Here is a 25053-nt window from a genome sequence, read left to right as displayed (position 1 = left end):
CTGACCTGCATCCCAATCGGCCAGCCAGGAGGAAAGGTGGACGAGATCCTCGCGCCGGTGCGCAGGCTGGACGGCCCCGGCAACCGACAGCGGGTGGCGGCGAAAGCTGCCGGCCACCCGCATTGCCGAGACGCTCACTTCCCCTTGAAGAGTTGAGCTTCTCCGTTACCGAAAGACCAGTTCTCGGCGCCAGTATCGACCACCGAGATCAACACATCCTCCGGACGCACTCCCGGGTCGCGGCCGAGCCGATCGACGATCGCGCGATACATCGCCAGTTTGGCGTCAGGGGACTTGCCCGATGTCCAGAAGACTTGGATCTGCACCAGGTCAGCCGACCGCTGAATACCGAGGAAATCTCCATAGGCGAATGCGCTCTCACCGTGCTCCGTGATGGCCATGAAGCGGTCGCCGTCCTTGATCTTGACTGTTTCGCGCATGGCCTCGTAGACCTGGCTGAGCAGTGCCTGCTTGTACGTCTCGGACTTGCCCTCGCGAATCGCAATACGAGTGATGGGCATCAGTTTCCCTCTCTTGTCGGCCGAAGTGCATCCGAGGAGCGTGCAGAGAACTTGGTCCGTGCAGAGCCGCTGACATTCCGAATGAAGGCGTATGTCGATCGACATCGGATGGGCCGCGGCTCTGCGGCCTCAAGCCTTCGCTCAACGTGAGGCGTCAGGAGGTCCAGGCGCTTGCCGTGGCCTGAACCGTTGATCGAAGGTCCACCGCACTTCCCCGGACCTGGTTCGATCAAACAGGGCTGGTCGGGACCGCTTTGGGCATGGCTTGCGCCAACTTGGGCTTTATGAGGGGGCGTCCGACTGTCCGGCGAGACGGGCGATGACGCGACGCAACTGCTCGGCGTAGGCGTGGAGAAACTCTGGTGAGTCAGCGGCGAGACCGGTCATTCGGCGGGCAACCTGGGGCAGCACCGTCGGCGCCAGTGTCGCCGCGAAGAGCAGCACCTGGACGTACGCCGGGTCCAAATCGGCGGCGAGTTCGCCGGCCTGCTGCCGACGGCGCATGTCGTCGACCATCGCGGCAAAGTAGGCGTCGGTCGCCGGATCGACATCCGGGTCGGTGGGTGCCTCGGCGCGGGTGAGCCCCTCCCAGGCGAGCAGCCGCGCCCACGACCGCTGCGGCTCACCGGGGGTGAGGAACCCGCTCACGATCTCGGCCAAGGGCAGGTCCGGTCGGGCGGCGCCGTTGGTCGTCTCCCATTTGCGCTGGAGGGCCCGGTAGAGGCCGTCCTTGCCGTCGAAGTAGTACGAGATCAACTGCTGGTTGACCCCGGCGCGGGCGGCGATCGCACCAGTTCGGGCACCGGCGAACCCATGTTCGCTGAACTCGACGAACGCCGCGTCGAGGATGCGCTCGCGGGTGCGCTCGGGATCGCGTTTGCGCTGTTCACCGCTTGGGGACCGGCGAGGCTTGCCCATGAAGATCACCGTAACACGGTCACGCGGGCGACTACCCTAATCAACTGTTTGGTTGACAGTGACATGCAGTTGGGTGATAGTCGTCGCATGGACACGCCAGAAGTCATGATCATTGGTGCCGGGATCGGCGGCCTGTGCCTGGCCCAGGGCCTGCGCCGCGCCGGGGTGTCGGTGACCGTCCACGAACGCACGAAGGCCCGTACCGATTGGCTGCAGGGCTACCGCATCCACATCAACCCGAACGGGAGCCGAGCGCTGCACGCGTGCCTTCCGCCCGCCACCTGGCAGGCTTTCCTCGACACGGTCTCGATCGACACCGGCGGCTTCGGTTTCACCACCGAACGGCTCGACGACCTACTCCGCTTCACCGCTGAGGAGATCACGCCCGCCCGTGCTCCCGAAAGCCGGCACTATGGCGTCAGCAGGATCAGCCTGCGCGAGGTGCTGCTGTCCGGCATGGATGACGTGGTGCGGCTGGACCACGAGTTCACGCACTATGAGGCCACGGCCGACGGGCGGGTGATCGCCTACTTCGCCGACGGCGGCACGGCCACCGCCGACGTGCTCATCGGCGCCGACGGCGCCAACTCACGAGTCCGCCGCCAGCTACTCCCCCACGCGCGGCGCGTCGACACCGGCGTCGTGACGGTCGCCGGCAAGCATCGCCTCGCCGACGCCACCCTGCCCAGAGTGCTGACCCAGGACGTCAACCTCGTGATCCCGAAGAGCCGTGGATCCTTCTTCACCGCGGTGTGGCACCCCGGCCCGCAGGTGATCGCTCCACCGGAAGAGTTCCTGCTCGACAACACCACTGCCTACCTCCTCTGGGGCTACACGGACGCGGCGACGGCTTTCCCGGCCGAGGCCGTCGAGTCCCTCTCCGGAACGGACCTCCAGCGCCTCGTGCTGGACCGCACGGTCGAATGGGCACCGGCGCTGCGGGAGGTGATCACCGGCTCCGATCCGCAGACGATCAACGCCATCCGAGTGCGCAGTGCCACTCCCGTCGACGCCTGGGAGACCGGACCAGTCACCCTTCTGGGCGACGCGATCCACAACATGACACCGATGGCGGGGATAGGCGCCAACACCGCACTGCGCGACGCCACCCTGCTGTGCGGCAAGCTCACCGAGGTCCACGCCGGCACGACCGCGATGGTGCCGGCTCTGCACGACTACGAGCGGCAGATGCTCAACTACGGCTTCGCCGCGGTACGACAGTCGCTGCGCAACGCCCGGCAGGCGAGCTCTACCAACCGCCTGGCCAGGACCGCGCTCCGCACGACACTGCGTACCGTCAATGCCATGCCGCCGCTGCGCCGCCGGATGGCGGCCCGACTCGGCCAATGACCCCGCGTGACCAACGATCACCTCGAGCTGGCCCCCGCCCAACGCTTCGACGTACGCGTCGACTTCTCCCACTACGCCCCCGTGCCGAGGTCACCCTGGTCAACGACTTCCGCACTTCAGTAATGGGACAGACCACGACCTGGTCCCGGGCGGATGCGAGGTCAGCCGAGACCTTAGCGCTCGGGCGGATGGCAGCCGCGAGTCGTGTGCAGCGGGTGCACTTCTGTGGCGGAGCTAGCCGCGCGACCAATGAGGTCAACGGACTACCCTGGTCCGAGATCCTCGGATACTGGGTCGACGATCCCCGGTACGCCGATCAGCGCAAGGGCGGCCCATCGACGGGGCGGGACTTCGCGTCCATGTCGGGCCAGGTAGTCGAGCTGGGCGTCACGGAGAGCCTCACTCGGTGGCCGACCCGCCGCAGTTGCGGCGTAGAAGGCGGCGAGGATCTCCGCCGTCCCGGTGTCCTCGACGGCGACTTGCCCGCCGACGAACCAACGGCTTCCGCGGGAAAGCATCACCGTCGGCAAGCCCCACGGCTCCGTGCCCGGTGTGGAGCGAACCTTGGCCGACCAGCAAGCGGCGGCGATGACTAGGCTGGGGAAGTTCAAGCGCAGAGCGGCTGCGGCCGTGAAGTCTTGGCCGTCCACCTCAATCGCGTGCGCGAGGCCCTCGCGGCCATTGCCGTGGGCGGAGAGTGTCAGGAACAGCAAGCCGTTTTCGGCGGCCAGCACGCGGCAGACGTCGCCATAGGAGCGCAATCGCTCTACGTCGATGCGTCGGTTGTCGGGCCCGGGATCGCCCAGGGCGGACAGTGCGGCTCCCTCGATCGAGGTGGACTCCAGATCCGGGTCCAGGTACGCCGCAGCGGTTCTCTGGTGCGGGGGGCGCTCGCGGTCGACCAGCGCCTGGAGGAATCTAAGGCTGGGGGTCTGGCAGAGCCGGGCGCGATCGACCAGGAGGTGACCCGATCGCAGGGGTAGTGCCGCGATCGGGATCGAGGCCAACGCGCCCACGGCGACCACGACGAGGTCGATGACGGCCGGCGTCTCCGGCCTGTCCAGGTAATCGAGGAGCGCGGGCGGCAACAGAGCGGCACCCAGCTCGCCCCATTGCTGTTGGGTCCACGCGTAAGAGCCGCTCGTCCCGTCGGCGACCTGGCGGAGCCGGGCTCCCGAAAGACGGCCTCGGCCTGTGGCACCACCGCCGTCCGGAGCGAGCCAGACCGAGAAGATCTCCCAGCGGCGCGGATCACTGTCATCGACGTCCAGCAGCAGGGAGTGCGCTCCGGCCAGGCAACCGCGCAGGTCGGCCAGAGTGCCGACATCGAGCGGGTCCGGCGCGAGGGCCACTCGGAAGGCATGGGAGACTGCAGTCTCCAAATCCTGCAGCGCGCCGGCCGTCCGGGCGTCCGCTTCCGATGTCGCGCTGCCGGCGTGGTTCGGCGTCACTGGTGGCTCGTCGGCCAGGTCGCCTTCGTCGCCAATGACGAACACCCCCTCCTCCGACGCTGTCTGCGCGAGGGGCCGCCTCGGTGAGCCGTTGGTAGATCGCGGCAATCTCGGCGGGCAGCTCGTCGGCTCCGGTCAGCATCAGCGTAGCCAGCAGGTCACTGCGCGATGCCTCGATGACCATCGCGGACTCCATGAATCTGCCGACGTTGACCGCCAGTCGGAGTGCGTAGAGAAAGTCCGACCGCCGGAGCGCGAGTATGCGGCTTCGATCTGCGGGCACAGTGAGCCTGCGGCGGGCCCGGTCGTATCCGGCCACTGCGCTTATGGCGAGCTCGAGGGCACGGTCCGGATCGTTGCCCTCCTCCGCCACGGCACGCGCCAGCGCGGCCATAGCTTGAGGTCCATAATTAGGAAATCGATCTGGTGGAAGCAGCTCGCAGGAAGTTTCGAGAATCACGGCAGCCGATCGGTTTCCGACGTCTTGTCCTTCCGCCCGGCACTCGTTGAGCGCCACGCCGTAGGCGTGGAGTGCCCTGCCCAATCGACGCGTGCCGGCAGTTACTCGTGCGTGTTCGACGGCCAGCTCGCCGAGCGCAAGACGAAGCGGGGAACAGGGCAACGTCATCACGAGCCGGCGGAGCAGATCCGCGCGGCTGTGGTCGTCCGGCGCCAGCAGGTACGCGCGAAGAAGGTGCTGAGCAGCGACGGTCGGATCCTCCACCGCGTCCGCGATGGCCGCCTCCGACCACGTCAGACCGGTTCGGCCGCCGCTGCGCTGAAATAGCTCCGCGGCCTCCTCCGCCCGGCGTTTCGCCTCGTTCCGGTTGCCCGTCTCGTTGAGCACCCGAGCCAATTCGAGCAGCGCGTTCGCGCGCGGCGTGTCCTTGCCTAGAGTGTCGGCAATCGCAAGCCTTTCCACCGCCAGTTCCTGGGCCAGGGACACCGCGCCGTCCAGCCGGGTGGCAATCCCGAGATCGCCGAGCAAACTCTGCCGGGCGGCGGGCAGGTCACCGAACTCGTGCAGCAGTTGCTCGCAGACAGCTCGTGCTTCCTCGTAGCGGCCGAGTTTCCGCAGGCGTACGCCGTTTTGCCGGCGGATGCCGCAGAGAATCTCCCGATGACGATCGCTGCTGAGCGTGATGAGTCCGGCAAGCCGTTGGGCGTGCTCAAAAGATTCAATATCATCGATTCGACGTGCGACAATTGACGCGTAGCGAAGAGCCCAGAGCGCGTTGGTCGCGACGCGATCTGTCGCCGCCGCGCTGACGTCGGTCATGCCGACCTCGTACGCAGCAAGGTGGTGCCCAAGAGCCGCTTGCGGCTGCCGGTACTCGAGGGCCCGACCGAGAAAGCGGAGTGCCTTGGCCTCCAGCAGGCGGTCGGGCGTCTGCTGCGCCGTCCGGTGAGCCAGCTCCGCCCACTGGATCGCCTCGTCGTCGTCCCCGCGCCTGCGGTGGGCCGCCGACCGTTGGATCGCGTACGCCGAGGTTAGGGCCGGGTCAGCGATGCTCGACCGCATCCGACCGGCGTGGACGAGCGCCTCCCACACGAGGTCTTGGTGCTGACTGGTACGCAGCCGACCGGCGAACCGCACCAGCTGGCCGAACTCGTCCATCGGTGAAAAGCCTCCGGACTGGATACGTGCCAATTCGTCTTCCATCTGGATGCGGTCCACCACGCTGCCCTGTCGTCCGGCTAGCCCGCTGAGTGGGCAGGCTGTGAAGTCGCCGAACCGGCGTCGCTGTCGTCAGCGGGCTCGTCGGCCTCCTTCGCCACGTAGGTGACCGAGAAGAAGACGATTTGCCGCGCGCTCACCGCGATGACGTCATGATCCAAGATGTCGCGCGGTCCGCGGTCGCCTGGTCGCCGATAGCTCAGCGGCTGTCCGAGCGCCAGCTCACGGTCGGGCGTCTCGCGCGGATCGTGGGAGAAGTGCATGAGCGTGCCGACCACCGACGCTCCGTTGACCAGTTCACACTCGACGCGGACCGTATAGGCCCCGCTCTGGCGACGGTACTCCTCGAACAAGCGCCACCAGGACGAATCGGGTCCCAGGTTCGTGATGCCACGGGGCACCACCAGCGCGGCCAGGGCGGCGATCACGACCGCGAGGATCAGAAGGCCCAACGACCAGCCGGCAATGGTGGCGAAGTGGGACCGCGCGTACGCCCCGCCCTGGACGACCCAGGCGGTGACATCGGGCGTGGATCGCGGCGCGATGAGTCTGACGAGGACGAACCCGCCTAGGGCCGCGACGTCGCACACGAAACCGATCGTGACCGCTCTGCTCAGTTCTCTCAGTTGGCTGGTCGCGATCTCCGGGAAGCGCAGGCTGCGGACGGTCGAGAATGCCAGCGCAGGCAGGAAGATCACCAGGACGAACACAACGCCGACGACCGTGGTCGGCATCGTCATCGGTCCGCGTCGTCCACCGGCGGCGGCAACGGCTGGGGGCGGCCCGGCCGCGCCTTCGGCATCGGCACGTTCGGGAGCTTGGTGGTTCCCTCCCGCGTTCTGCTGCCGTCCGGCGCGGACGGTTCCTGGGAAACGTCTTCGGGCACGTCGAAATCATCCGGGTCTGCGATGGGCATGATGAGGGAACCTTCGCATCTCGACGGCGTTGGAGCGCCTCAGTACATCACCGGGCAACCACCTGTACGGCGAGCCGTCCGTGATCCGACAGGCGGAGCGTCGGCTCGGCATGGTGTGTGTACTTCAGCGCCCCGTGAGGCGCGACCCCTGGTGCGTGTCCGGAGGTCGGGAGGGCGCCCGCACGACAGGACACAGGGCCCGTCGGAGGTGGCAGCGCTCGAGGACGCCGAAGTGAGGTCGCACCGTCCGGAGCTACGGATTAGAGGGTGGCGGTACAGCCGCCGATGCAGCCAAGCCGGCCTCGCCTAGCCTCGCTCGCCCTCGGCGTCATCGTCCTGGTTGGCCCGTACCTGTCCGGCTGTCAACCTGTCGGGGTTGGCACGGACACCCTGCGAGCTGCAGATCAGGGCTTTCGATCTTGACGCGGCTCACCAAGTGCTGTCGGCGACTCGCCTTGCCTCGATCATTTGAAGGAGATCGTTCAACGACACGATGACATCGCTCGCGGTGCTGCGCTCCGCATCTCGATCGAGCGTAACGCCCTGATATCCGAGGTCCTTGGCGGCGGCCACGAGCTGCGGGTCATCGTCGATGAACAGGCACTCGTGCCGCTCGAGGCCGAGTAAGCGACTACCCTCGGCATACATCCGCGGATCGGGCTTACGGCAACCGAGGACCTCGGAGATCGCGAAGCCTTCGAAGTAGTGCTGGATGTCCAGGCCGGCGAACGTCGCCTCCAAGCCGGCCCAGTTGTCGGAGACGATCGACATGCGAACGCCCCACAGCTTGAGCCGGTCGAGGACGACGCGAACGTCGGGGTAGGGCTCGATGGTAGGCCCCGCGGCCGGAGCCTCCAGCTGCTGCAGCAGTTGCTCCGATGGGTGGTCGATGCCGAGCACCGCCAGCATCGTCCGGTGATAGTCGGTGCGATTCGCCGTCGCGGTTGTTGAGTCCAGGAAGCGCTGCCCGGCTTCGATGGCCTGGGGAAACAGGCCCTCTCTCACCTGAGGGTGATGCGTTTCGACGATGCTCTCGAAGTCGTACCGGGGATTCCACCGACCACCGATCGGTCGCGTCAGGACACCTCCGGCGTCAAACATCACTCCACGAATACGCCCGCCAGCCTTCACCGACGGGAGTCTATCCGTTCGCCGGTCAACGACGTCCCTGTCATCAATCCGGCATCCGGTGCCTACCGATCTGGGCATGAGCGGGCTTCGAGAGATTCGACCACCCGGCGACGTCAGTAAAACTGCTCCCGGTCACCAGTCGGGCGACGTCCGTGACGCAGGGCACATCGCCCTGGGGCGTAGTGAGGAGCACGTACGAAGGTGCGGGCATCCAGTAGCGATCGGATCGCGGAATGAGCCCCGTCCTGTAGCTGGATACCATGCGCAGGTGCTGGGGATGCGTCGTCCGCCGACGGGTTTGAGTAGACGGGCCCATTCGTTCGTCAGCGTTCACGGAGCTTGGCTCGACGTGCCGCCCGGGAGTGAGTTTCGAGGCGCGTGGCAGGAGGCGCAGATCCCTGACGAGGCCATCGACCGCGCGGCGGCATATCAGGCACGGTGGGGTGGCCTTGTCCTGCCGTGTGCGCCAGGCATGCCCGAGGATGCCGCGGGCCCTCGAATGCTCCACGTGGACACACCAGAACGGGAAGACTGCTGTGCTCCCCAGGGATGGTTCTTCGAGGCTGGGCCGCAACGCACCGCTGTGCCGTATGCGTTCCTGATCGGTCCGGATGGCACGTTCGGCATCGCCGGTGGCGATGACGGGCAGTGGGTCGCGCTGCACCGCAGCATCGACGGCTGGGTTGAGGCCTTGGCTCTGGCGTATACGGCGATGGACGTCGCGGACACGGTCACCCGGCTGACAGGTTCGGCCGTCGACCAGCTCGACCTGACCGCGATGCAACCGGTCGCAGAGGTTGGTGGCATCACGAACGGCTGGTGGTACAGGCCGGGCCTGCTCGTTGCCGTGTACTCGGGCGAGTCGGAGCTGTTCGCCGGACCGGCCTACCGCACCGCCTACCTGTACGCCGGCAACGTCGATGAGCAGTGGCTGTAACGCCGCTGCACACCATCGGGGGCTCAACCTCACGGGTCTTGCCCCGACGCTTCTTTCAGCTGGACGCGTTGGACGCGCCCACCTGTGCTTGTACGTCGCTCCTGCACGCAAACGGACGAGGGTGGCAGATCAAGCGGGATCGCTTCTTGTCATCACCAGCGGCAGGAACCGATTCAGGCAGCGTCGAACCATGGCTTGCCGGCCGCCCAGTGCCGAACCCACCCGACGAACCCCGACGCCCCGGTGGTGTGGCCGAACTCCGCTCCGAAGGGCATCGCGCCCTCACCGCTGATATTCCAGATGTGACCGCGATGCGGGCCGGTCACGATGAGATGCCAGTACATCCCACAGCCATCCGTGCCGAGCACGATCGATCCATGCTCGAAGACGGGATCGAGCAGCGGCTCGATCTCCTCCGACGGCCGGGAGTCCTCCTCCCACAGCCACGCCTCAGTCAGCGGGAACGAGGCCGCCAACTCGCGCACCGGGCGGTCCTTGCCCCAGTCATCGGGCATCTCGGCTACGCCGAGGAGGCCGAAGTCCGGTGGTCCGGAGAACGATCCGTCGGTGATCTCCGCGACGAAGGTTCGGTACGGCTCCGGCAGCACGACCCCATGCTCCGCTTCAAAGGCGTGCACCCCTGGCCAACCCAGCGCCGATTCACCGGCGTCGTCCACCATGAAGGCAGCTCGAAGCTCAACGAGGTCGGGGTAGGTGTACGGGTCCATGACGCGTAGTCGTACCACGTTGGATCGGGCGACGATCGGTTGGTCCAGCCCAACCTCACCCTCTGGTCTAGGTTCGGCTCCACGCTTCCACCGCGAGCGCGACCGCACCGCGCCGGGCATGGCGCAGATCGCGGCTACCTGGTGACTCTTGGCATGACCGCAGCCCAGCCAGGCTTGGTCGAGGTGACCGGCGGCATCGCTCTCATCGCGATTGCCCACCGCAGGTCGAACCTCGCGGATCTTGTGGTCGGCGCGGCCAGCACAGACGAGCAGCGGCGGTGGCGCGTACCTCGGAGGTCTCCATCGGGTCGTCGCGGAGATAGCTCAGTTGTTTGCGCGTCATGTCGTCGAGTGGGACGTGTTCCGCCGCGAGCTGTCGTACGTCGCTTTCGCAGTCCCACAAGCCCTCTGTGAGCAGGTAATCCGTGTTACCTGGGTCGAGCGCTACAACGGCCCGTAGATAGGCCGCCCGCTCGAAGGTGTGCGGCGTGAACCAGAGCTGGCGAAGCCGGGGTACCACGGCCAGCGCGGCCGGTCCACCAATACGAGCGATGCCCACGGCGAGGTCATCGTAACCACAGCGGTCATTCGTCCTGCGATCCAGCCAGTCCCAGCCAGCGAGCAGTGCCGGAACGTCGGAGTCGTCGCCGTGCTTGGCCAACACCAGGCAGGCGGTCCAGACCATCGGATGGATCGGGGGTGCGGCCCAGGACCGGGCCAGTGGAAGTGCCTCGGAGCCGAGCATTCGGATCGCGCGGCCCAACGGGCCGTGGAGCTCTGCCACGGGCAGCTCGTCCACGATCGGCAGCAGGGCCGGCTGCGGCCCTCGACGGTTCAGCTCACGCAACACGTCTTTCTGCCGGTCGGTCCCGCCGGTGCGAAGCATCGTCAGAAGATCATCGATCGACAGCTGTTCAAGTGGTCGTGAGGCGGATCGTGGCTGGAACGCCGCAACCGCGGTGGCGACCTGGTCGTCCGCGTGAGCCCAGTCCTGCCATGGCCTGCTACGCCAGAACACGTCGTCCGCGTTGTCACCCTGTGCGAGCCGGGCGGTTGCGACCGGCAACAAATCGTCCCAGAGCTCGCGGGGCCAATCACGGGCGATCGTTTGAAGTACGTCGACCCAACGCGGACCGTTGCGCACGTACCACCGCAACCCGTCGATCACGTGCCGGTCGCCCGCACGGCCCAACGTCTCGAGTACCTCAAGGGTGTTGTCGAACGTGTTGTCATCGTCATCGACTGCGTCTTGGTGCAGCAGGGTGAGCAGCGGAGGTATCGGTAGCGCAAGGTCGCGAATCAGCCGGGCGAGGTAGACGGCGCGCTCGTCAACGAGCCAATCCCAGCGATAGTCCCGCTTGACGCACGCGAGGACGGCCTGTGGCGTCGCAGGGTCGCGCAACGCCCGGTACGCGCCCCGTCCAAGGCCGTGCTGGAGCGAGCCTACGAAGCTTGTTGGCTTGGCGTAGTACCAGAGAGCGGTCGTCGGTTCCGTCATCGCGGCCAGAACGCTCCTCGGTGAAACGAAGTGCGGATTCGTTGGGCACCGTACCCACGACACGACACATCCGCGACAGACTTCCGGACGTCGGCCCCCAGGCCGCAGAAGCGGGCATGACGCGCCTCCCGGCGAGGGATCGAAGTGTTGTCGCGACGTTGATCGGGAGAGCAGCCGAACCCTCCGACCATCCTGACGGGCATCATAGAATCACGGGTGCCCGCGGAAGCGACGGTCGCCGGATCACCGCCCGACTGTGCGCTCGTGACGACCTTCCAGCCGTTCTCAGTCGGTCGTCCAACCAACTGAGTGCTGCCAGTCGGTTCCGGGCAGTTCGGCAAGTTGCTGTGCCTCTACCCGTCGAAGGGTGACCTGCGGTGCCAGCGGCGCGAGGCTCGGCATTTGTGGGTCGGGTCGTATGTGCATTTGAAACCCCTTCTCCGCCAGGCAATAGACCAGGCCCCCGTCGCTGGAAACGAGTCGGTCGTCCGCGCGCCCCCGGCAGGACACCCTTCCAGAGGTCGGGTAGCCAGCGCCCGCCGTCCTCTGGACGAGCACGGTGACCGTGCGGCCGTAGGGCCTGGCTGGTCGATCGGAGAGCTCGAGAAAGAGGTCCGGATGGCCCGGCTGGCCGGGATACGCGTCCGTCAGTTCGAAGCCGGGGATCTCCGGAACGACCAGCGGCACACCGAGGACGCGAAAATCGTCGACTCGCCACCGCAATTGACTGGCGCGCTCGATGCCGACGACGGCGACGAACATGGCCGCCACAGCGAACACGGCGCTCACTCGGGCCAAGCCCGGCAGCCGCCGACGAGCCGCCAACGCCACAGCGAGGTGCACACACAACGTAAACACGGCCCAGCAGCCGGTGGTTTCCCACCGGTCGCGTACCGGCCCGCCGCTGGCCACCCCAACCGGAATCAGGACTACCAGCAGGATCGGCGCCAGGGCATGCGCCAGATGGACTCCACGTCCCCTCCGCCGCATCACCAACATCCATGGCAGCCGTGACAACGCGGCGATGACACATGCGGCGCAGAGTGCCGCGGCGAGGGAGAGGAACATTGGACCTATTGACACGGTCCAGTCCTGGTCTGCCGTCCACAGCCCGACAGCCAACACGGCCGTGACCGAGACGGTCCCACATGCCAACGCATGGAGCGTCTCGATCCGCAGGGCCGGAACGTCGATGCCATCACCGCCGAGGCCCGTCATGTCTTACCACCCCTGTTCTGAATGCTCAGCCGTCCCGTACGAGAGCGCTGTCTGATGGTTGCGGGCGGGAACCAGACCGTGACGAGGTAGACCTCGCCGCCGCCGAACTCCCCACGTCGTACCGTCGCCCAGGCTCACGATCCGGGCTGGTTCGGTCCGCGAGTGGGTCCACAACGCGGCGCGGCGCCCGTCCCAGTCGCCGGTCAGCAACCACTCCGAGCGCAGCAGCCGGGACCAAGCGGCCGCCACGCAGGCTTCGAAGTCGCGTACTGCCTCTGTCTCGTCCATGCTCCTCCCCGCCCGTGAAGGAGGGCCGAACCGGGAATGACAGCTCAAATGCTCAGCCCTCGGATGTGAGGTCGGCGGTTCCAATCAAGGTAGCGGTGACGTCGAGGAGGTTCCGTAGCGCCGGTCCTTCGCGGGGGGGGCATCCAGGCGACGACGGTCTCGGCGTGGTCATCGGCCAGCGGCACGAACACGACCCCGGTGCGTCGGATGCTGCGGGCCGAGCGGGCGAGGCGAGTCACTCCGACGCCTGCGCGACGAGGCCGAGCAGATTCGGCACGCCGTCGGCGCGATGGACGACCCTGGGGTGAACCCGGCGGCGGTGAAGTCCTGATCGTACTTGGCGTGCCAGGGCGGCCACGACTCTCGCGGCGTGAGCAACCAGTTCTCGGCGGCAAGGTCAGACAAGCGCAGTACGTCGCAGGTGGCAAAGGGGCGCCCGGCGGGTAGCCCGTTCGACAGCCAGTGTTCGGGTCGCCAGGTCGGCAACCAGGGGCGGTGCGGGTGCTGTTGTCGGCCCGGATCGGCCAGCCGAACCTGAGCCTTCACCAAACCAGGACTACGGTCCTGTCTACGCCATCCTAGGAGGCTGGGCATCCGGGGGTGCCCAGGAGATGGACGCGAATCGCCCTCGCGTTGCTTCGGACGCGACTACGGTCGGACCAGTGGTCGACGACCCCAGAGCGGTGGAGGCACTCAAGGCGGACCCGACCCTGTCCGGGTTGCGCCGCTCGCTGGAGGCGTACTACGGCGACCCGGCCCGCGAGGCGGCGATGGACGCGTTCTACGCGCCCCTGGTTCGCCCAGGGGACCTGGTCTTCGACGTCGGCGCGCACGTGGGCGACCGGCTCGGCAGCTTCCGGCGGCTGGGCGCCCGCGTGGTGGCCGTCGAGCCGCAACCGCTCTGCACCCAGGCCCTGCGCGCCCTCTACGCCGACGACGACCGGGTAACCGTGGTGGAGGCGGCGTGCGGGGCGTCTACCGGACCGGTGCGGCTGCACGTCAACTCGGCGAACCCGACGATCTCCACGGCGTCGGCGAATTTCCTGCAGGCCGCCGAGGGGGCCGGCGGCTGGGAGGACGAGATCTGGGACGTCGAGATCGAGGTGGCCGGAACCACACTCGACACCCTGGTCGCGGCGCACGGCGTGCCGGCCTTCGTCAAGATCGACGTGGAGGGATTCGAGGACGCCGTGCTGGCCGGGTTGAGCCGCCCCCTGCCGGCGCTGTCCTTCGAGTTCACCACCATCGAACGGGACCTGGCCGCGCACTGCTTGGACCGGCTCACCCGCTTGGGCTTCACCAGGTTCACCGTGGCGCTCGGCGACGAGATGACGTTCGCACTCAATGGCTGGCGGCCAGCGCGCGAGGTGGCGGCTTACCTGCGGGCGCTGCCCCACGAGGCCAACTCGGGCGACGTCTACGCCCGCGCCCGGCCCGCCTGACCCTGGCAGGAGCCTCGTCTTACCACAAAGGACTCGCCAATAGCCGCACTGCCGGTGGGATCGGCGTCTCAGCTGGCGGGAGCGGCCATGAGTCCGAACTTCGCGGCTTCGGCATGCCTCAACCATGGCCCGGCCCTCTGCCTCGGTGGCGCCATCGCCAGAACGTGCCGTAGGCGCATCCCGGCCACCCGTCCGCCTTCTCGGGAGGACCGGTTCGCCGGCCAGCCCTTTCCCCCACCGTGAGAGAGAATCGAAGAATGTTTGTCATCAGGGAGCGGTTCTTTTCGATCGGCGACGACTTCGACGTACTCGACGAGCACGGCACCAAGGTCTTCCACGTCGACGGTAAGGTGCTCAGCGTCCGCAACAAGGTCGTCATCGAGGACGCCTCCGGCCATGAGGTCGCCACGCTGCACCGGCACCTGGTGGCGCTGCGTCCCACCTACGAGATCCGGATCGGCGGCGAGAAGGCCGCAGAAGTCCGCAAGAAGCTCCTCACGCCGTTCCGCGACAAGTTCACCATCGACGTGCCGGGGCCCAACGACCTGGAGATGAAGGGCGACCTGCTCGACCACGAGTACGTGATCGAACGCGACGGCACCGAGGTGGCCGTGGTCTCCAAGCGGTGGCTGACGATCCGCGACACCTATGCCGTGCAGGTCACTGCCGGTATCGACCCACTGCTCATCATCGGCAGCGTCCTCGCGCTCGACCTGGCCCTGGACCGCGACAAGAAGAAGGGCGACGAGGACTGACCCGTTGGGCAGCAGCAGCGCTGCTCCGGGCCTGCTCGTCCCCGCGACGGTCACCGGGATCGTCGGCGGCGGATCGCCGATCAACTAGGTCACCATCGCCGGCGACCGTCCGCAACGGACGCAGGCGAGGGTTACGAGACGTCTCTCTGACGGCTTCAGGGTGGTGTGCCGAGGCCAGCTTCGTGGGCCAGCAGGGCGGCTTCAGTACGGGTGCTGCAGCCCAGCTTGACCAACAACCGCGAGACATAGCCCTTGACGGTGGCCTCGGACACGTGTCGACGAGGCCCATATGGCGCAAATGCTTGGAAGGTGGCGCGTACATCCGGCGGCGTGAGCGGATGTTCCTAGTGCCACCCATCTCGAGATGCTTACGGCGGTAAGGCAGCATCATCGTCATGCAGACGGTTGTTGCGCTCCGCCGTTACCCGCTCAAAAGCGCCCGAGGTGAGGTTCTCAAGGCGGCTGATGTCGAGTCGACCGGTCTGCGCGGCGATCGGACGTGGGCCTGTATCGACTGCCTGGACGGGACGGTCGGCAGTGCCAAACACCCCCGACGATGGGGTCGTCTGTTCGATGTCGGTACGACAATGCGCGATGACGGCCCGGAGACGATGTTGACGCTGGATGTCAACGGCACGTCGCTGCAAGCCGGAAGCGCCGCGGCAGATGCCGCACTCAGCAAGCACCTGGGCCGGCCGGTGCGGCTGAGCCGGGAGCTGCCGCCCGACGCGAGGCTGCACCGGGCGTTGCCTGATGAGGTCGGCATGGTGCCGGACTGGATGGACGGTGCCCGGCCCGGTCAGGAAACGATCACGGCGATCGCGGGCGCGGGGCGGGTCGGCCGGTTCGTCGACTTCGGCGCCGTTCATATTGTGACCACTGGTGCGCTGTCTTTGCTGGGTGAGCGCATGGGAGGTGTCAGTGTGGCAGCTGAGAGGTTCCGCCCGAACCTGGTCATCGACGCACCGCGTGACCCCGAACCGGAGCAGGAACTACGTCTGGGCGACGTCGTGCTCCGGGTGGTCCTGCCCACTCCGAGGTGCGTCATTCCCGGGCTCTCCCAGGCCGAGCTGCCGGCCGACCTCTCGGTGCTGAGCGCCCTGGCCAGGCACTACCGCATCCCGGTGGCCGGCCTAGGGCGTGCGGCCTGCTTCGGGACCTATGCCGATGTTGTCCAACCAGGCCGGCTCCGACTGGGGCAGCTCGTTCACTAAGCCCGTACCTGGTCGTCCACGTCCGGGTCGATCAACGGCTCCTTACCGCCTTGACCCGGGCACACCTCCCTGCCACGCGACATAGGGAGTCCCCCGCCGACTCGTCCGCGACTAGGAAGCCCGACCCGCGCCGGGTCGGTCGGAGTCTTGGACGGCCCGTAGGGCGTTGTCAACGGTGGCGGTGAGGCTGTCACGCTTCGGCGGTGTGAGGATGGATGACCGCGCGCCGGTCCTGCCGTTCGTGCTGTCGTCCATCGCGTAGTGATGCGACGATCGCCCGTGCGAGGTGGTGGAGGGTTAGATCGGGCACGGTCACGCGTTCTAGTCGGCACGCCAGCGCCGCGACCTCGCTCTCTGCGGGCAGCCAGATCACCGGGAGGTCTGGACGGATGCTGCGCGCGGCCATGGTGATCTCGAGGCCGGTGTCGTCATCCGAGAGAACGACGAGCATTGCGCGGCTGCGTTCGAGGGCCGCCTGGCGCAGGGTGTCGGTCCACCTCGCGTCGTCGACGATGACCGGGATGTCCCGCTGGCGGGCGGCTCGGACGCCGCGCGCGGTCGGTTGGGTGTCGACCGCGACGACCTCCTCGCCAACCTCGTGCAGTGCCTGCAAGACCTGTGTGCCCCGCTCGCCGAGGCCGACGAGGACGAGGTGCCCGCTGGTGCCCGCCGCCGGTGCGCCGGCTGCCGCCAGCGCGCGACCCTGTTGCAGTGCGTCGCCGAGGTAGACACCCGTCATAACGCTGCCGAGGATCGTGAGTAGCGCGAAGCCGACCTGGTACATCTGCACGGCGGTGCTGCTGTCGAAGTCGGGCTCGTCCGCGCCGCGCAGCAGCGTGATGTAGAGAGCTTGGCTGATGCTGACTTGCTCCAGCACCACGAGCAGCAGCGTACTCACCGCGGCGAAGGCGAGCGCGATGAAGGCGGCACGCGTGGCGCGGCCCCGTAGCTGGTCGCGGACGACCCGCTGTTGGCGGTGCGGCCGTTCTGCGCGCAGAAGTCTCGTCAGCGGACGGTGCTGTCGGGGCGCCACGGTGGCCACCGCAGCCAGGTAGGCCCGCGCGGTGAGCACGGCGGGTGAGAAACGCCGCACGCTGGCTGTGGCATCAGGGTCGAGGTCGGTGCGTACCACCAGCCGTGCCTGCGGGTACGTGGCACTGACGAGCATCGCGTTTCGGGCGGCGGTGTCCCTGCTCAGGAGCGCCGCCGCGTCGGTGGATCCGCAGCGGGCGAGGGTCTCGGGATCCAGGCGTGCGGTGATAAGCACTTTCGCGTTCGAGAGCGGCTCGGCGCCGATTAGGTCAGCCGCCTGCGGTGGAATGACGACCGTAACCAGCGCATCAGGTGTGGCGAGAAGCTGTCGTGCCACTGCGAGGGCGAGCACGTCGTCGCCGTGGACCAGGTAACGAATTCCTGAGTGCTCATCGGACATGCCTTGACGCTAAGCAATGACGTCAACACTGGAAGCGATGACCGCGCTCACCTGATGTCGTGGACTGATCGGCGTCGAGTGTCGTTGGCCGGATCGCCTGCGAACACGAAGATCGAGGAGAGCCAGTGTCACGGCTGCCTGCCTGGTCATCGCGGCGACCGCCGCATATCCGGCTACGTGCCGCTGCTCCCCATCCGCTCCCAATATGAGCGGCACATACGGCGAAGCCCGTTACCGAATGATCCGGCAACGGGCTTCTGACCTGCATAAACTGAGAGTGGGCGATGCTGGTATCGAACCAGCGACCTCTTCGGTGTGAACGCCAGCACCGCAGACCGGGGCCTGCCGTCGGTTGCGGTTCCACGCGTATGAGCGCGACAGCGATGCCGTTCGTTGGCAAATGTTGTCGACAGCTACCAGCCGTCTCGCTGCCTCCTCGCTGCCTCAGCCCTTGGAGAACTCATGGCCCCTGTCGGCCAGCGTCGCTGAACCTGCTCGTCGTCTCGGCTGCAGCCCCTTGGACCACGCCCTTCGACTGGTTTCGGCTGTACAGCAGGGGCAGGACCCCGATCGAGCAACTGTCGTTGGGACGACAGGGCATCAGTCCAAAGGCTACAGGCTGAGATCATTGCGCGAGGTGGAGGACGAAGGGCGTGAGGTGCAGATGGACAGGTTCCAGAAATGGGAGCAGCCCGAATGGCGGACGGACTTCATAACGACCGGCCAAGACCCAGAATTGGCCGAACTGCTACATAAGCGCGTTTTTGGGGATTCGGCTCCACCAGGACCCAGACACGGAGCACCCGCCAACCAACTCTTCAAGATGGCGAAGGAGATCGTGTTTGACGTCAACGAAGAAGGCCAAGCGACCCTCACGCCTATGACCTGGATAATAGATACAGACTCGATTGAATACCGGCTTTCCGGAATCATCAAGGCCACCTTCACCACCGATGAGTCCGCGAAGGTCATGCTACTGGACGCGCTTGTCAACGAGGTGCCCGTTGTCCCGAACAACGAGGTAGTAGCCCCCAGACTGGAGGCACTATTCGCAGACATGATGACTAATGGCGTCACACACTTCGTGGACGGCGAAGAACAGACTTACGCGGTTACAGGTCACCTACTTCTAACACACGAGGGCGCCCCAGACTCCGGCAGGGTTATCGCGCAGCCAGCTGAGTTCTCCGCCTTGCAACGCCGCCTTGAACATGAAGTTGAGCAGGGCAGGCAGGCCAAAATCGCCCTTGCCCGAATAACTGCCGCACTGCGCGAACTCAGAGAATTGCTTACTCGCGAAGAGCGCAACGAGCACGACTTGCAGCGATGTCTGACGAAATATCCGATCTTTTTCGGCCCCAGCTATCGCCGAATTCTGCCCAAACACAAACTAGGCTCTGAATATGAAGCAGACTATGCCCTAGAGATTGTTGACGGGAGCATAGACGTAATGGAAATTGAGGCTAGCACGCATCGCCTGTACGGCAAGAGAGGAAATCCATCCCAGGCACTGATACACGCCGAGCAACAAGTTCTTGATTGGCTCGCCTGGCTCGATGAGCAGTCATCCTATGCGCGGAGGAACCTGCCGGGAGTCCGTCGAGCATGCGGAATCGTAGTGATCGGGCGGCGGGCGAATCTTTCGGAGAAAGATGTTGAGCGACTGCGATGGCGGAACATGATGTACGGAGGGCGTCTCACGATCCTGACCTTTGACGACCTGATTGATCGATGCGAGGCCATTCGTTCCCTCCTGATTGAGCAACAGGTACAGGAGTCAAACAGCTAGCCTCTCGTCCACCTCCGCTGCCATCCCGTCTGCCGCCGACCCACACACCGTGGAGCGGGCCAGGGCCAGGGTGACAAGGTGGAGCGCCCTACCGGACGAACGACCTTGGCGCCCTGGCCCTGGTCTGCTCGGCTTGCCTGGGTCGGTGGTAGACGGGATGGCAGCTCCCCAACCACCCACCCACCGAAACCGTTCGGCAACTCCATCCCGGAGTCGTCTGGCCCCCGCCGGAGGCAGCCCTTACCCGCCCCTCCCCTCACCCCACCCCCTCCACCTTTCTCCCCTCCCCATGGGCCTCGACGGCGCCGTGACCGCCGTTCGGCAACTCCGGCTTCCCGAGGTGCCTACCGGTCGTTGTACGCCTTTGGATCGCCGAGGACGGGTAGAGCCGTTTCCGCCCGGCCACGGTCTTCCGGGCTCGTTACCGGGTCACCTCGCTGACCCAAGGGTGACGCGCGGGGCGGGGTGTGGGGTTCGGGCCGGCTGACTTTCCGCCCCGGCGCCGTAGGCGGCCGGGGCGGCGGCTCCGTCAGGAGCCGGTTACCGCGCCCCGGCCCGCGCCGCGCGGAGCGCCTTGATCTAGTACAGGCTAATTCGGCAACAGATCACAGGCAGCTCCGAGCGACCAAGGCCAGCGCGAAGCAACTCACCCAATCGAGCTGTCCGCCGGCCGCGACGTGCCGCCCGGGTCACGCTCCGGTGCAGTCGACTGGAACAGCCGCGACGTGGCCACTCAACGCTCCGGCGCCCCGACCCGCTCACATCGAGATCCTGCCGGCTCACCAAGCCCTGGCCACTGTTCCTTCTCCCCTTCTCTTCCCTGGTGGAGGATGGCCGCATGCTTCGTACGCCTCGCGCACTCCTGCTGGACTTCGGTGGTGTCCTGGTTGACGCCCCTCCGCAGCCTTCGGCCCCGCCCGAGCTGGTTCGCCAGTTCGCTCGGATCGTGGAAGGCGCGGTATCCGATGAGCAGATCGCGGCTGATCTGAGCCAGGGCGCACGGGCATACGCGCTGTGGCGCGATGGGGTGGGCAAGACCGGCGATCCGATTGAACTTCCGCACGCGCAGGTGTGGGATAACTTCGTCTCCGCCACCTGGCCAGAGTCAGCCCGAGATGCGGTTGAGCGGGAAGCCACCGCGCTGGCATACGCCTGGACTTGGCGGGCCGAATGGGAGGTACGTCCCGGCGTCCCGGAGGCACTGCGCGCCGCTGCCGATGCCGGTCTCCCCCTGACCGTGGTCAGCAACACCCTGTGCGGCGCCGCCCACCGCGATTACCTCGCCGCCACCGGCCTGTCCGACCTGTTCACCGTCGAGTTCTACAGCGACGAAGCCGGCCCCCGCAAACCCAACCCTCAGCTGGCCCTTCTGGCAGCTGACGCCGTTGGCGTACCTATCGGAGACTGCTGGTTCATCGGTGACAGCCTGCACCGGGACATCGCCTGCGCCCGCCGCGCTGGTGCTCAGGCCGCCATCCTGATGCATTCACCCCGCACGGATCGTGAGCCACCGGACCCCGACCTGATCCCCGACGCGACGATCCAGGACGGTCACGGTTTACTCGAACTGCTCCGTCAGGCGTTCGGCACGGTTGATCGGCCATCGGCCAGGACGTGACGGTGGATCCGCTCGGCTGCGGCGTGCGGCGACACTTCTGCGGTGTCGATGGTGAGGTCCGCGTCGGGTAGAGGTTCGGTGTCGTCCCATGCCCGCAGACGTGCGTCCGTGTCGCCGGTGTGGCGCGCCACGATTCTCCGTTCAGCCACGTCACGGGGACACCAGAGGTAGACCACCCACCAGCTGGCATCGGGGACAGCCCTCGTGACAGCCGCGACGGCTGGGCGCTGCCCAAGGTGTACGACAGGAACTGCGTCCGACAGCTGCTGCGCAAGGAACCGCCGGTCGACCACGTACCGCGCGCCGTATCGATGGTTCTCCCAAACGACATCGCCGGCACGGTGCAACTGGTCGACCGTCGTCTCATCGGCCATGCGATAACCCCTCGTGCGGCCTGATCCCACCTTTAGCCGCTCGAACAGGACGTACCGGGGGTCGAGGTCGCGCAACGCGGCGGTCACGGTGTCCTTGCCGGCCGCTGGTGGTCCGTAGAGGATCACACCCCGCATCAAAAGCCCTCGCCCGCGAGGATCCCCTTTACCAGTTCTTTGGCCTGCTCCTGCAAGGGCCGGCTTGAAGCGCAGTTGTCCACCACCAGGTGAGTGTCCGCCGGGCGGAAGCCAAGGTTGATGGAGCCGACGTACGCCGGCCAGTCGGCAAGCTTGAACGCATCGCGGGCCGCACCGCGCCGACGTACGTAAGTCAGCATCGTTTCGGCATCGCAGTACACCCACACCACCGTGACAGCGGCGTTCGCCGCTTCATAGAACGCACGTGTGCGAGCCATCCATGCGGGATCGCCGAACTCTCGAATAAAGGGCGCTGTCACAACGACGCTGTTACCGCACTGCACATTCTCACTGGCCGCGTCTTGCAGGGCTTCGTACTCCCGGGGGCGGATAGTGCTCAAGTACGTCTGCGACTCGCGATCGTTCGGCGATAGTCCCAGCGTAGCCAGCGCCGCCTCGACTACTGGCCGAGTCAGAGTGTCCTTGTCGAGCATCGGCCACCCCGTCTCGCGAGCCAAGATGCGGCCCAACTCGGTCTTGCCGCTACCTGCGTAGCCACCGATCAACAAAACTCGCGGACGCTCCGGGCGTACCTCGCTGCGGCGCAGCTGATCTGGCGCGTGTACCACCCGCTTCGAGCGGGACTCGTTGATGACGAGCCCTTCATCGGCCAGCACTTTCATGGCTTCGGTGATGGTGAAGACGCTGACGCCCCACTCGTCCGCAAGCTTCCTGGTCGACGGCAGGGCTGTGCCGTGCACCAGTCGACCCGCCTCAATCTCGTTGCGGATGTTCCGAGCCACCTGCTGATGCCGGGCCTCCGGCCGCTCGGTGCGGCCCTGCGGAGAGGTCATCGCGGTGCTCCCTGTGGTTGGCGTCGCATACCGATTGCAGGCTACCAGTGGCCTAACAGATGAGCGGTGCCCTGGCTGCTCGCTTGCGCTCCACGAGAACCTTGTACCTAACAGTTGACTGGTGGCCATATCAGTTGTTAGGTTGGATGCATCACAGAGACCGGAGCGCCGGTCAAGTCGCAGCAGCGAAGGAGACGGACATGGCCCTCAGGGGTGGTACTCGGTTCTCGGTTCCGTTCGAGGCGGTTTTCCCGCACGGGTGTGTCTTGGTGCCGGACTCGATCGCGGAGGCGCAGGACTTCGACGAGAAGACCCGGGCGCGGACGCCGAGCAAGGACAAGCTGACGGGTCAGCGGGTGTGGCAGTGCCGGGTGATGGACATGGACCCGGAGCTGGGTTCCCGCTCGCGTGAGGTGTCGATCAAGGTCCTGGCGGATGTGCAGCCGGTACCGCCGGTGGGTCCGTTCCAGCCGGTGGAGTTCGAGAACCTGATGGTGACGCCGTACGTCGGAAGCAACGGCCGGCTGGCCTACTCCTACCGGGCGACCGCGCTGACGGCGCCGAAGACCCTCGCGGAGTCGCGCGGCAAGGCTGCTTGATCCCTTTCATGGCGCGGGGCGGTCCGCTTCCTACGGCCTGACCGCCCCGCTGCCCTCTCAACCCTCTCGGCCTGGAAGGGCAGGTTCATCATGCCAATTTCCTTGGACTGGACTCGCGGCGGTAGTGCCGGCGCGCCGGTCCCGTGTGTGATCTGCGGGAAGCCGGCGATCTGCCGCAGCCCTGCGGGCAAGCCAGTGCACAAGACCTGCGCAGAGGCGTGGACCGAGCAGCACAGCGCCCGTAAGGCGGTGGCCTGATGCGCGCCCCGCTGGTCAACTTCCGCCGCCTCCAGGTGGCTACCCCGTGGCCCCTGGTCTGGACAGTCACGGTCGCCTTCCTCCTGGTCCGCCTCGTCGTGGCGACGGTGCGCTTCGCCGTTTGGGCGTTGCGGCACTGGCGGGCCTGGCCCGCCGTCGCCCTGGTCCTGGTCGCCGTCGATGTTCACCAGTCACGCGGCTGGTGGCCTCACCTCCTGGTCCTGCTTGTCCTCGCCGCTGGTGCTGGCCTGTGGTTCTGGCGCGGTCGGGACTCCTTCCACCGCCTGGTTGTCCTGCGTGTGGTCACGGTGTGGCGGCGGCTGTGGGTCTATCGGCGTCAGTGGCACGAGGCGATGACGCTGTGCGGGCTGGTGAAGAAGTACGAGGGTGGCGAGAAGGTCCCCGACCTACTCTCGGTGCGCTGCTCCTACGCCACCGATGAAGTCGTGTTGCGGATGCCTCGGGGGCAGAACCCGGAGGCGTACCACAAGGCGGCTCGGGACCTGGCGTACTCGTTCGGCACCCGGCACTGCCGCGTCTTCTCCGGTCGTCGGCAGGCACCACCTGTGCGCTCCGGTCGCCTGGCGTGGCTGCTGCGCCGGGTCGACGCGATCCGGTTCCGGGACCGACCTCGGCATGTGTGGTTGGTGTTCATCCGCCGCGACCCGTTGACCCGCATCGTGGCGCCGCTGCCCGTGCCGGCCCGCCCGGACTTCACCGCGCTACCGCTCGGGCTACGCGAAGACCTCGCTGTCTACTGCCTGCGACTGCTCGCGACTCACGTCCTGATCGGCGGCGCGACCCGGATGGGCAAGGGCTCGGTCATCTGGTCCCTGCTACGGGCGCTTGCCGCCGGCATCCGCTCGGGCCTCGTGCGGGTCTGGGCGATCGACCCGAAGGGCGGCATGGAGCTGTCCATCGGTCGGCCGTTGTTCTCCCGCTACGTCGATGACGACTGGTCGCGCATGGCGGAGATGCTCGATGACGCCGTGACCCGGATGCGTGCCCGGCAACGGCTGCTGCGGGGCAAGGTTCGGGTGCACACGCCGACCGTGGATGAGCCGCTGATCGTCATCGTCATTGACGAGATCGCCGCTCTGCTGGCGTACCTGCCCGACACCGACATCCGTAACCGGATCGCTCAGAGCTTGGGGCTGCTGCTGTCGCAGGGTGCCGGGCTCGGCGTCCTGGTCGTCGCCGCCACTCAGGATCCCCGCAAGGAAGTCGTCTCGGTCCGGGACCTGTTCCCGACCCGCATCGCCCTCGGCCTCACCGAACGCGGCCACGTCGACCTCCTTCTCGGTGACGGCGCTCGCGACCGGGGAGCCCTGGCCGATCAGATCCCGCTGTCGGCCAAGGGCGTGGCCTACGTCCTGCTTGACGGCCAGCCGGAACCTGCCCGGGTCCGGTTCTCCTACATCGCTGATGACGTGATCCGGGACATGGCCGCGACGTTCCCCGCGTCGCCTGAGATGGCGCCGGAACCCGTCGAGTCCCCGGCCCCGGTGAAGCCGGCCCGCTCCAACGGCAACGGGCGGCACACCTACCGGCCGACCCCGCCCCGGCAGGCTGCGCCGCTGCTGCCGCCGTCGCTGCTCAACGCCCTGGACCTCAATACCACCCCGAACGGCGGTGATCCCCGATGACCGAGCTGCCCGAGGACGTCCCGGTGCGGATGCCTTACGCCGACGAACCCGACGAGCAAACCCCGCAGCAGCGTCGCTTCTACCGGCTGCGCGCCCCGCACGTTGACAAGGCCACGGTGCCGGTCACGGTCCGGGTCACCCCCGACGCCGACCTGTACGTCGCGGTTGGCTCCGGCCGGCGCCGCATGTACCTGACCCCGGCTGAGGCGTGGGCGCTGTGGCGCTGCCTGTCGGAAGCCGTGGCCTCGACCGGTGAGCCGCCGGAGTGGATCCGCGTGCACATCACCCCCACCCACCGCTGAC

23 protein-coding genes and 1 pseudogene are annotated in these 25053 nt (G+C 66.9%); 10 read left to right on the top strand and 14 right to left on the bottom strand.

All coding sequences use genetic code 11. The annotated features are described in order from the left end of the window. Positions 1-134: 134 nt before the first annotated feature. The 3 genes and pseudogenes from AB0K10_RS12175 to AB0K10_RS12165 all read right to left on the bottom strand — a co-directional run. Positions 135-521, bottom strand: a complete 387-nt coding sequence (locus AB0K10_RS12175) for a tautomerase family protein (protein ID WP_363682569.1) — start codon at positions 519-521, stop codon at positions 135-137. A gap of 282 nt (positions 522-803) precedes the next feature. Next, positions 804-1277, bottom strand: coding sequence for a hypothetical protein (locus tag AB0K10_RS12170; RefSeq protein ID WP_363682941.1), 474 nt, complete (start codon positions 1275-1277; stop codon positions 804-806). A 12-nt stretch (positions 1278-1289) separates the two neighbouring features. Next, positions 1290-1370, bottom strand: a pseudogene (locus AB0K10_RS12165) (TetR family transcriptional regulator); the annotation flags it as partial. Here AB0K10_RS12165 and AB0K10_RS12160 point away from each other — a divergent pair. Beyond that, positions 1335-2789, top strand: coding sequence for an NAD(P)/FAD-dependent oxidoreductase (locus tag AB0K10_RS12160; RefSeq protein WP_363682567.1), 1455 nt, complete (start codon positions 1335-1337; stop codon positions 2787-2789). The pseudogene AB0K10_RS12165 and the gene AB0K10_RS12160 sit on opposite strands and share 36 nt — an antisense overlap. Positions 2790-3052: 263 nt before the next feature. Here AB0K10_RS12160 and AB0K10_RS12155 read toward each other — a convergent pair whose 3' ends face one another. The 5 genes from AB0K10_RS12155 to AB0K10_RS12135 all read right to left on the bottom strand — a co-directional run bounded on the left by AB0K10_RS12155 (position 3053) and on the right by AB0K10_RS12135 (position 7965). Then, positions 3053-4141 (bottom strand): CHAT domain-containing protein, encoded by a 1089-nt coding sequence (locus AB0K10_RS12155; protein ID WP_363682565.1) that lies wholly within the window; start codon positions 4139-4141, stop codon positions 3053-3055. Beyond that, the gene (locus AB0K10_RS12150; protein WP_363682563.1) at positions 4047-5918 is read right to left on the bottom strand and encodes a hypothetical protein; all 1872 of its coding nucleotides are present in this window, start codon (positions 5916-5918) and stop codon (positions 4047-4049) included. Before AB0K10_RS12150 ends, AB0K10_RS12155 begins: the two co-directional genes overlap by 95 nt. 20 nt (positions 5919-5938) lie before the next feature. Next, positions 5939-6658, bottom strand: coding sequence for a DUF6338 family protein (locus AB0K10_RS12145; protein ID WP_363682561.1), 720 nt, complete (start codon positions 6656-6658; stop codon positions 5939-5941). Continuing rightward, positions 6655-6834, bottom strand: a complete 180-nt coding sequence (locus tag AB0K10_RS12140) for a hypothetical protein (RefSeq protein ID WP_363682559.1) — start codon at positions 6832-6834, stop codon at positions 6655-6657. The genes AB0K10_RS12145 and AB0K10_RS12140 overlap by 4 nt, the downstream gene beginning before the upstream one ends. Before the next feature lie 429 nt (positions 6835-7263). Then, positions 7264-7965, bottom strand: a complete 702-nt coding sequence (locus AB0K10_RS12135; protein WP_363682557.1) for an HAD-IA family hydrolase — start codon at positions 7963-7965, stop codon at positions 7264-7266. 508 nt (positions 7966-8473) lie between these two features. On the opposite strand from AB0K10_RS12135, the gene AB0K10_RS12130 reads away from it, so the two are divergent. Next, positions 8474-8902: a hypothetical protein gene (locus tag AB0K10_RS12130; RefSeq protein WP_363682555.1), complete on the top strand. Its 429-nt coding sequence runs from the start codon at positions 8474-8476 to the stop codon at positions 8900-8902. Between the two features lie 173 nt (positions 8903-9075). On the opposite strand, the gene AB0K10_RS12125 is transcribed toward AB0K10_RS12130, so the two are convergent. The 3 genes from AB0K10_RS12125 to AB0K10_RS12115 form a co-directional block, all read right to left on the bottom strand. Next, a complete protein-coding gene (locus AB0K10_RS12125) occupies positions 9076-9630 on the bottom strand; it encodes an SMI1/KNR4 family protein (protein WP_363682553.1) in 555 nt (184 codons plus the stop codon). A 202-nt stretch (positions 9631-9832) separates the two neighbouring features. After that, positions 9833-11128: a hypothetical protein gene (locus AB0K10_RS12120; RefSeq protein ID WP_363682551.1), complete on the bottom strand. Its 1296-nt coding sequence runs from the start codon at positions 11126-11128 to the stop codon at positions 9833-9835. 285 nt (positions 11129-11413) lie between these two features. Next, positions 11414-12346: a hypothetical protein gene (locus AB0K10_RS12115; protein WP_363682549.1), complete on the bottom strand. Its 933-nt coding sequence runs from the start codon at positions 12344-12346 to the stop codon at positions 11414-11416. Between the two features lie 950 nt (positions 12347-13296). Here AB0K10_RS12115 and AB0K10_RS12110 point away from each other — a divergent pair. The 3 genes from AB0K10_RS12110 (at position 13297) to AB0K10_RS12100 (ending at position 16045) form a co-directional block, all read left to right on the top strand. After that, positions 13297-14076 carry an FkbM family methyltransferase gene (locus AB0K10_RS12110; RefSeq protein WP_363682547.1) on the top strand — a complete coding sequence of 260 codons (780 nt, stop codon included), beginning with the start codon at positions 13297-13299 and terminating at the stop codon, positions 14074-14076. A gap of 257 nt (positions 14077-14333) precedes the next feature. Continuing rightward, complete coding sequence (locus AB0K10_RS12105; RefSeq protein WP_363682545.1) at positions 14334-14831, top strand: LURP-one-related family protein; 498 nt, start codon at positions 14334-14336, stop codon at positions 14829-14831. Positions 14832-15226: 395 nt separating this feature from the next. Next, positions 15227-16045: an MOSC N-terminal beta barrel domain-containing protein gene (locus AB0K10_RS12100; protein WP_363682543.1), complete on the top strand. Its 819-nt coding sequence runs from the start codon at positions 15227-15229 to the stop codon at positions 16043-16045. 190 nt (positions 16046-16235) lie between these two features. On the opposite strand, the gene AB0K10_RS12095 is transcribed toward AB0K10_RS12100, so the two are convergent. Then, positions 16236-17477: an NAD(P)-binding protein gene (locus tag AB0K10_RS12095; RefSeq protein ID WP_363682541.1), complete on the bottom strand. Its 1242-nt coding sequence runs from the start codon at positions 17475-17477 to the stop codon at positions 16236-16238. 637 nt (positions 17478-18114) lie between these two features. Here AB0K10_RS12095 and AB0K10_RS12090 point away from each other — a divergent pair. Together AB0K10_RS12090 and AB0K10_RS12085 are read left to right on the top strand one after the other, a co-directional pair. Beyond that, positions 18115-19266 carry a Shedu anti-phage system protein SduA domain-containing protein gene (locus tag AB0K10_RS12090; RefSeq protein ID WP_363682939.1) on the top strand — a complete coding sequence of 384 codons (1152 nt, stop codon included), beginning with the start codon at positions 18115-18117 and terminating at the stop codon, positions 19264-19266. Positions 19267-20104: 838 nt separating this feature from the next. Next, positions 20105-20884, top strand: coding sequence for an HAD family hydrolase (locus tag AB0K10_RS12085; RefSeq protein ID WP_363682539.1), 780 nt, complete (start codon positions 20105-20107; stop codon positions 20882-20884). On the opposite strand, the gene AB0K10_RS12080 is transcribed toward AB0K10_RS12085, so the two are convergent. Further along, on the bottom strand, positions 20842-21393 hold the full coding sequence (locus AB0K10_RS12080; RefSeq protein ID WP_363682537.1) for a kinase: 552 nt from the start codon (positions 21391-21393) through the stop codon (positions 20842-20844). The genes AB0K10_RS12085 and AB0K10_RS12080 overlap by 43 nt on opposite strands. Next, complete coding sequence (locus AB0K10_RS12075) at positions 21393-22247, bottom strand: AAA family ATPase (RefSeq protein WP_363682535.1); 855 nt, start codon at positions 22245-22247, stop codon at positions 21393-21395. The genes AB0K10_RS12080 and AB0K10_RS12075 overlap by 1 nt, the downstream gene beginning before the upstream one ends. Before the next feature lie 200 nt (positions 22248-22447). Here AB0K10_RS12075 and AB0K10_RS12070 point away from each other — a divergent pair, with 200 nt between their 5' ends. From AB0K10_RS12070 to AB0K10_RS12060, 3 genes are all read left to right on the top strand, one after another. Continuing rightward, complete coding sequence (locus AB0K10_RS12070) at positions 22448-22846, top strand: transcriptional regulator (protein WP_350856940.1); 399 nt, start codon at positions 22448-22450, stop codon at positions 22844-22846. A gap of 257 nt (positions 22847-23103) precedes the next feature. Continuing rightward, positions 23104-24750 carry an FtsK/SpoIIIE domain-containing protein gene (locus tag AB0K10_RS12065; RefSeq protein WP_363682533.1) on the top strand — a complete coding sequence of 549 codons (1647 nt, stop codon included), beginning with the start codon at positions 23104-23106 and terminating at the stop codon, positions 24748-24750. Continuing rightward, positions 24747-25052: a spread protein gene (locus tag AB0K10_RS12060; RefSeq protein WP_355388513.1), complete on the top strand. Its 306-nt coding sequence runs from the start codon at positions 24747-24749 to the stop codon at positions 25050-25052. The genes AB0K10_RS12065 and AB0K10_RS12060 overlap by 4 nt, the downstream gene beginning before the upstream one ends. The last annotated feature ends 1 nt before the right edge of the window (position 25053 follow it).

This window comes from Micromonospora sp. NPDC049274 (assembly GCF_040678875.1).
Classification (GTDB): domain Bacteria; phylum Actinomycetota; class Actinomycetes; order Mycobacteriales; family Micromonosporaceae; genus Micromonospora.
Note: the sequence above shows the minus strand (reverse complement) of the source record. Positions and strands in the feature narration are given on the sequence as shown.

Excerpts from the sequence above, each read along its gene's own strand:
- AB0K10_RS12175 (WP_363682569.1), bottom strand. The coding sequence starts at position 521 with ATGCCCATCACTCGTATTGCGATTCGCGAGGGCAAGTCCGAGACGTAC.
- AB0K10_RS12160 (WP_363682567.1), top strand. The coding sequence starts at position 1,335 with ATGTTCGCTGAACTCGACGAACGCCGCGTCGAGGATGCGCTCGCGGGT.
- AB0K10_RS12145 (WP_363682561.1), bottom strand. The coding sequence starts at position 6,658 with ATGACGATGCCGACCACGGTCGTCGGCGTTGTGTTCGTCCTGGTGATC.
- AB0K10_RS12140 (WP_363682559.1), bottom strand. The coding sequence starts at position 6,834 with ATGCCCATCGCAGACCCGGATGATTTCGACGTGCCCGAAGACGTTTCC.
- AB0K10_RS12125 (WP_363682553.1), bottom strand. The coding sequence starts at position 9,630 with ATGGACCCGTACACCTACCCCGACCTCGTTGAGCTTCGAGCTGCCTTC.
- AB0K10_RS12120 (WP_363682551.1), bottom strand. The coding sequence starts at position 11,128 with ATGACGGAACCGACGACCGCTCTCTGGTACTACGCCAAGCCAACAAGC.
- AB0K10_RS12115 (WP_363682549.1), bottom strand. The coding sequence starts at position 12,346 with ATGACGGGCCTCGGCGGTGATGGCATCGACGTTCCGGCCCTGCGGATC.
- AB0K10_RS12105 (WP_363682545.1), top strand. The coding sequence starts at position 14,334 with ATGTTTGTCATCAGGGAGCGGTTCTTTTCGATCGGCGACGACTTCGAC.
- AB0K10_RS12100 (WP_363682543.1), top strand. The coding sequence starts at position 15,227 with ATGCAGACGGTTGTTGCGCTCCGCCGTTACCCGCTCAAAAGCGCCCGA.
- AB0K10_RS12095 (WP_363682541.1), bottom strand. The coding sequence starts at position 17,477 with ATGTCCGATGAGCACTCAGGAATTCGTTACCTGGTCCACGGCGACGAC.
- AB0K10_RS12085 (WP_363682539.1), top strand. The coding sequence starts at position 20,105 with ATGCTTCGTACGCCTCGCGCACTCCTGCTGGACTTCGGTGGTGTCCTG.
- AB0K10_RS12080 (WP_363682537.1), bottom strand. The coding sequence starts at position 21,393 with ATGCGGGGTGTGATCCTCTACGGACCACCAGCGGCCGGCAAGGACACC.
- AB0K10_RS12075 (WP_363682535.1), bottom strand. The coding sequence starts at position 22,247 with ATGACCTCTCCGCAGGGCCGCACCGAGCGGCCGGAGGCCCGGCATCAG.
- AB0K10_RS12070 (WP_350856940.1), top strand. The coding sequence starts at position 22,448 with ATGGCCCTCAGGGGTGGTACTCGGTTCTCGGTTCCGTTCGAGGCGGTT.
- AB0K10_RS12065 (WP_363682533.1), top strand. The coding sequence starts at position 23,104 with ATGCGCGCCCCGCTGGTCAACTTCCGCCGCCTCCAGGTGGCTACCCCG.
- AB0K10_RS12060 (WP_355388513.1), top strand. The coding sequence starts at position 24,747 with ATGACCGAGCTGCCCGAGGACGTCCCGGTGCGGATGCCTTACGCCGAC.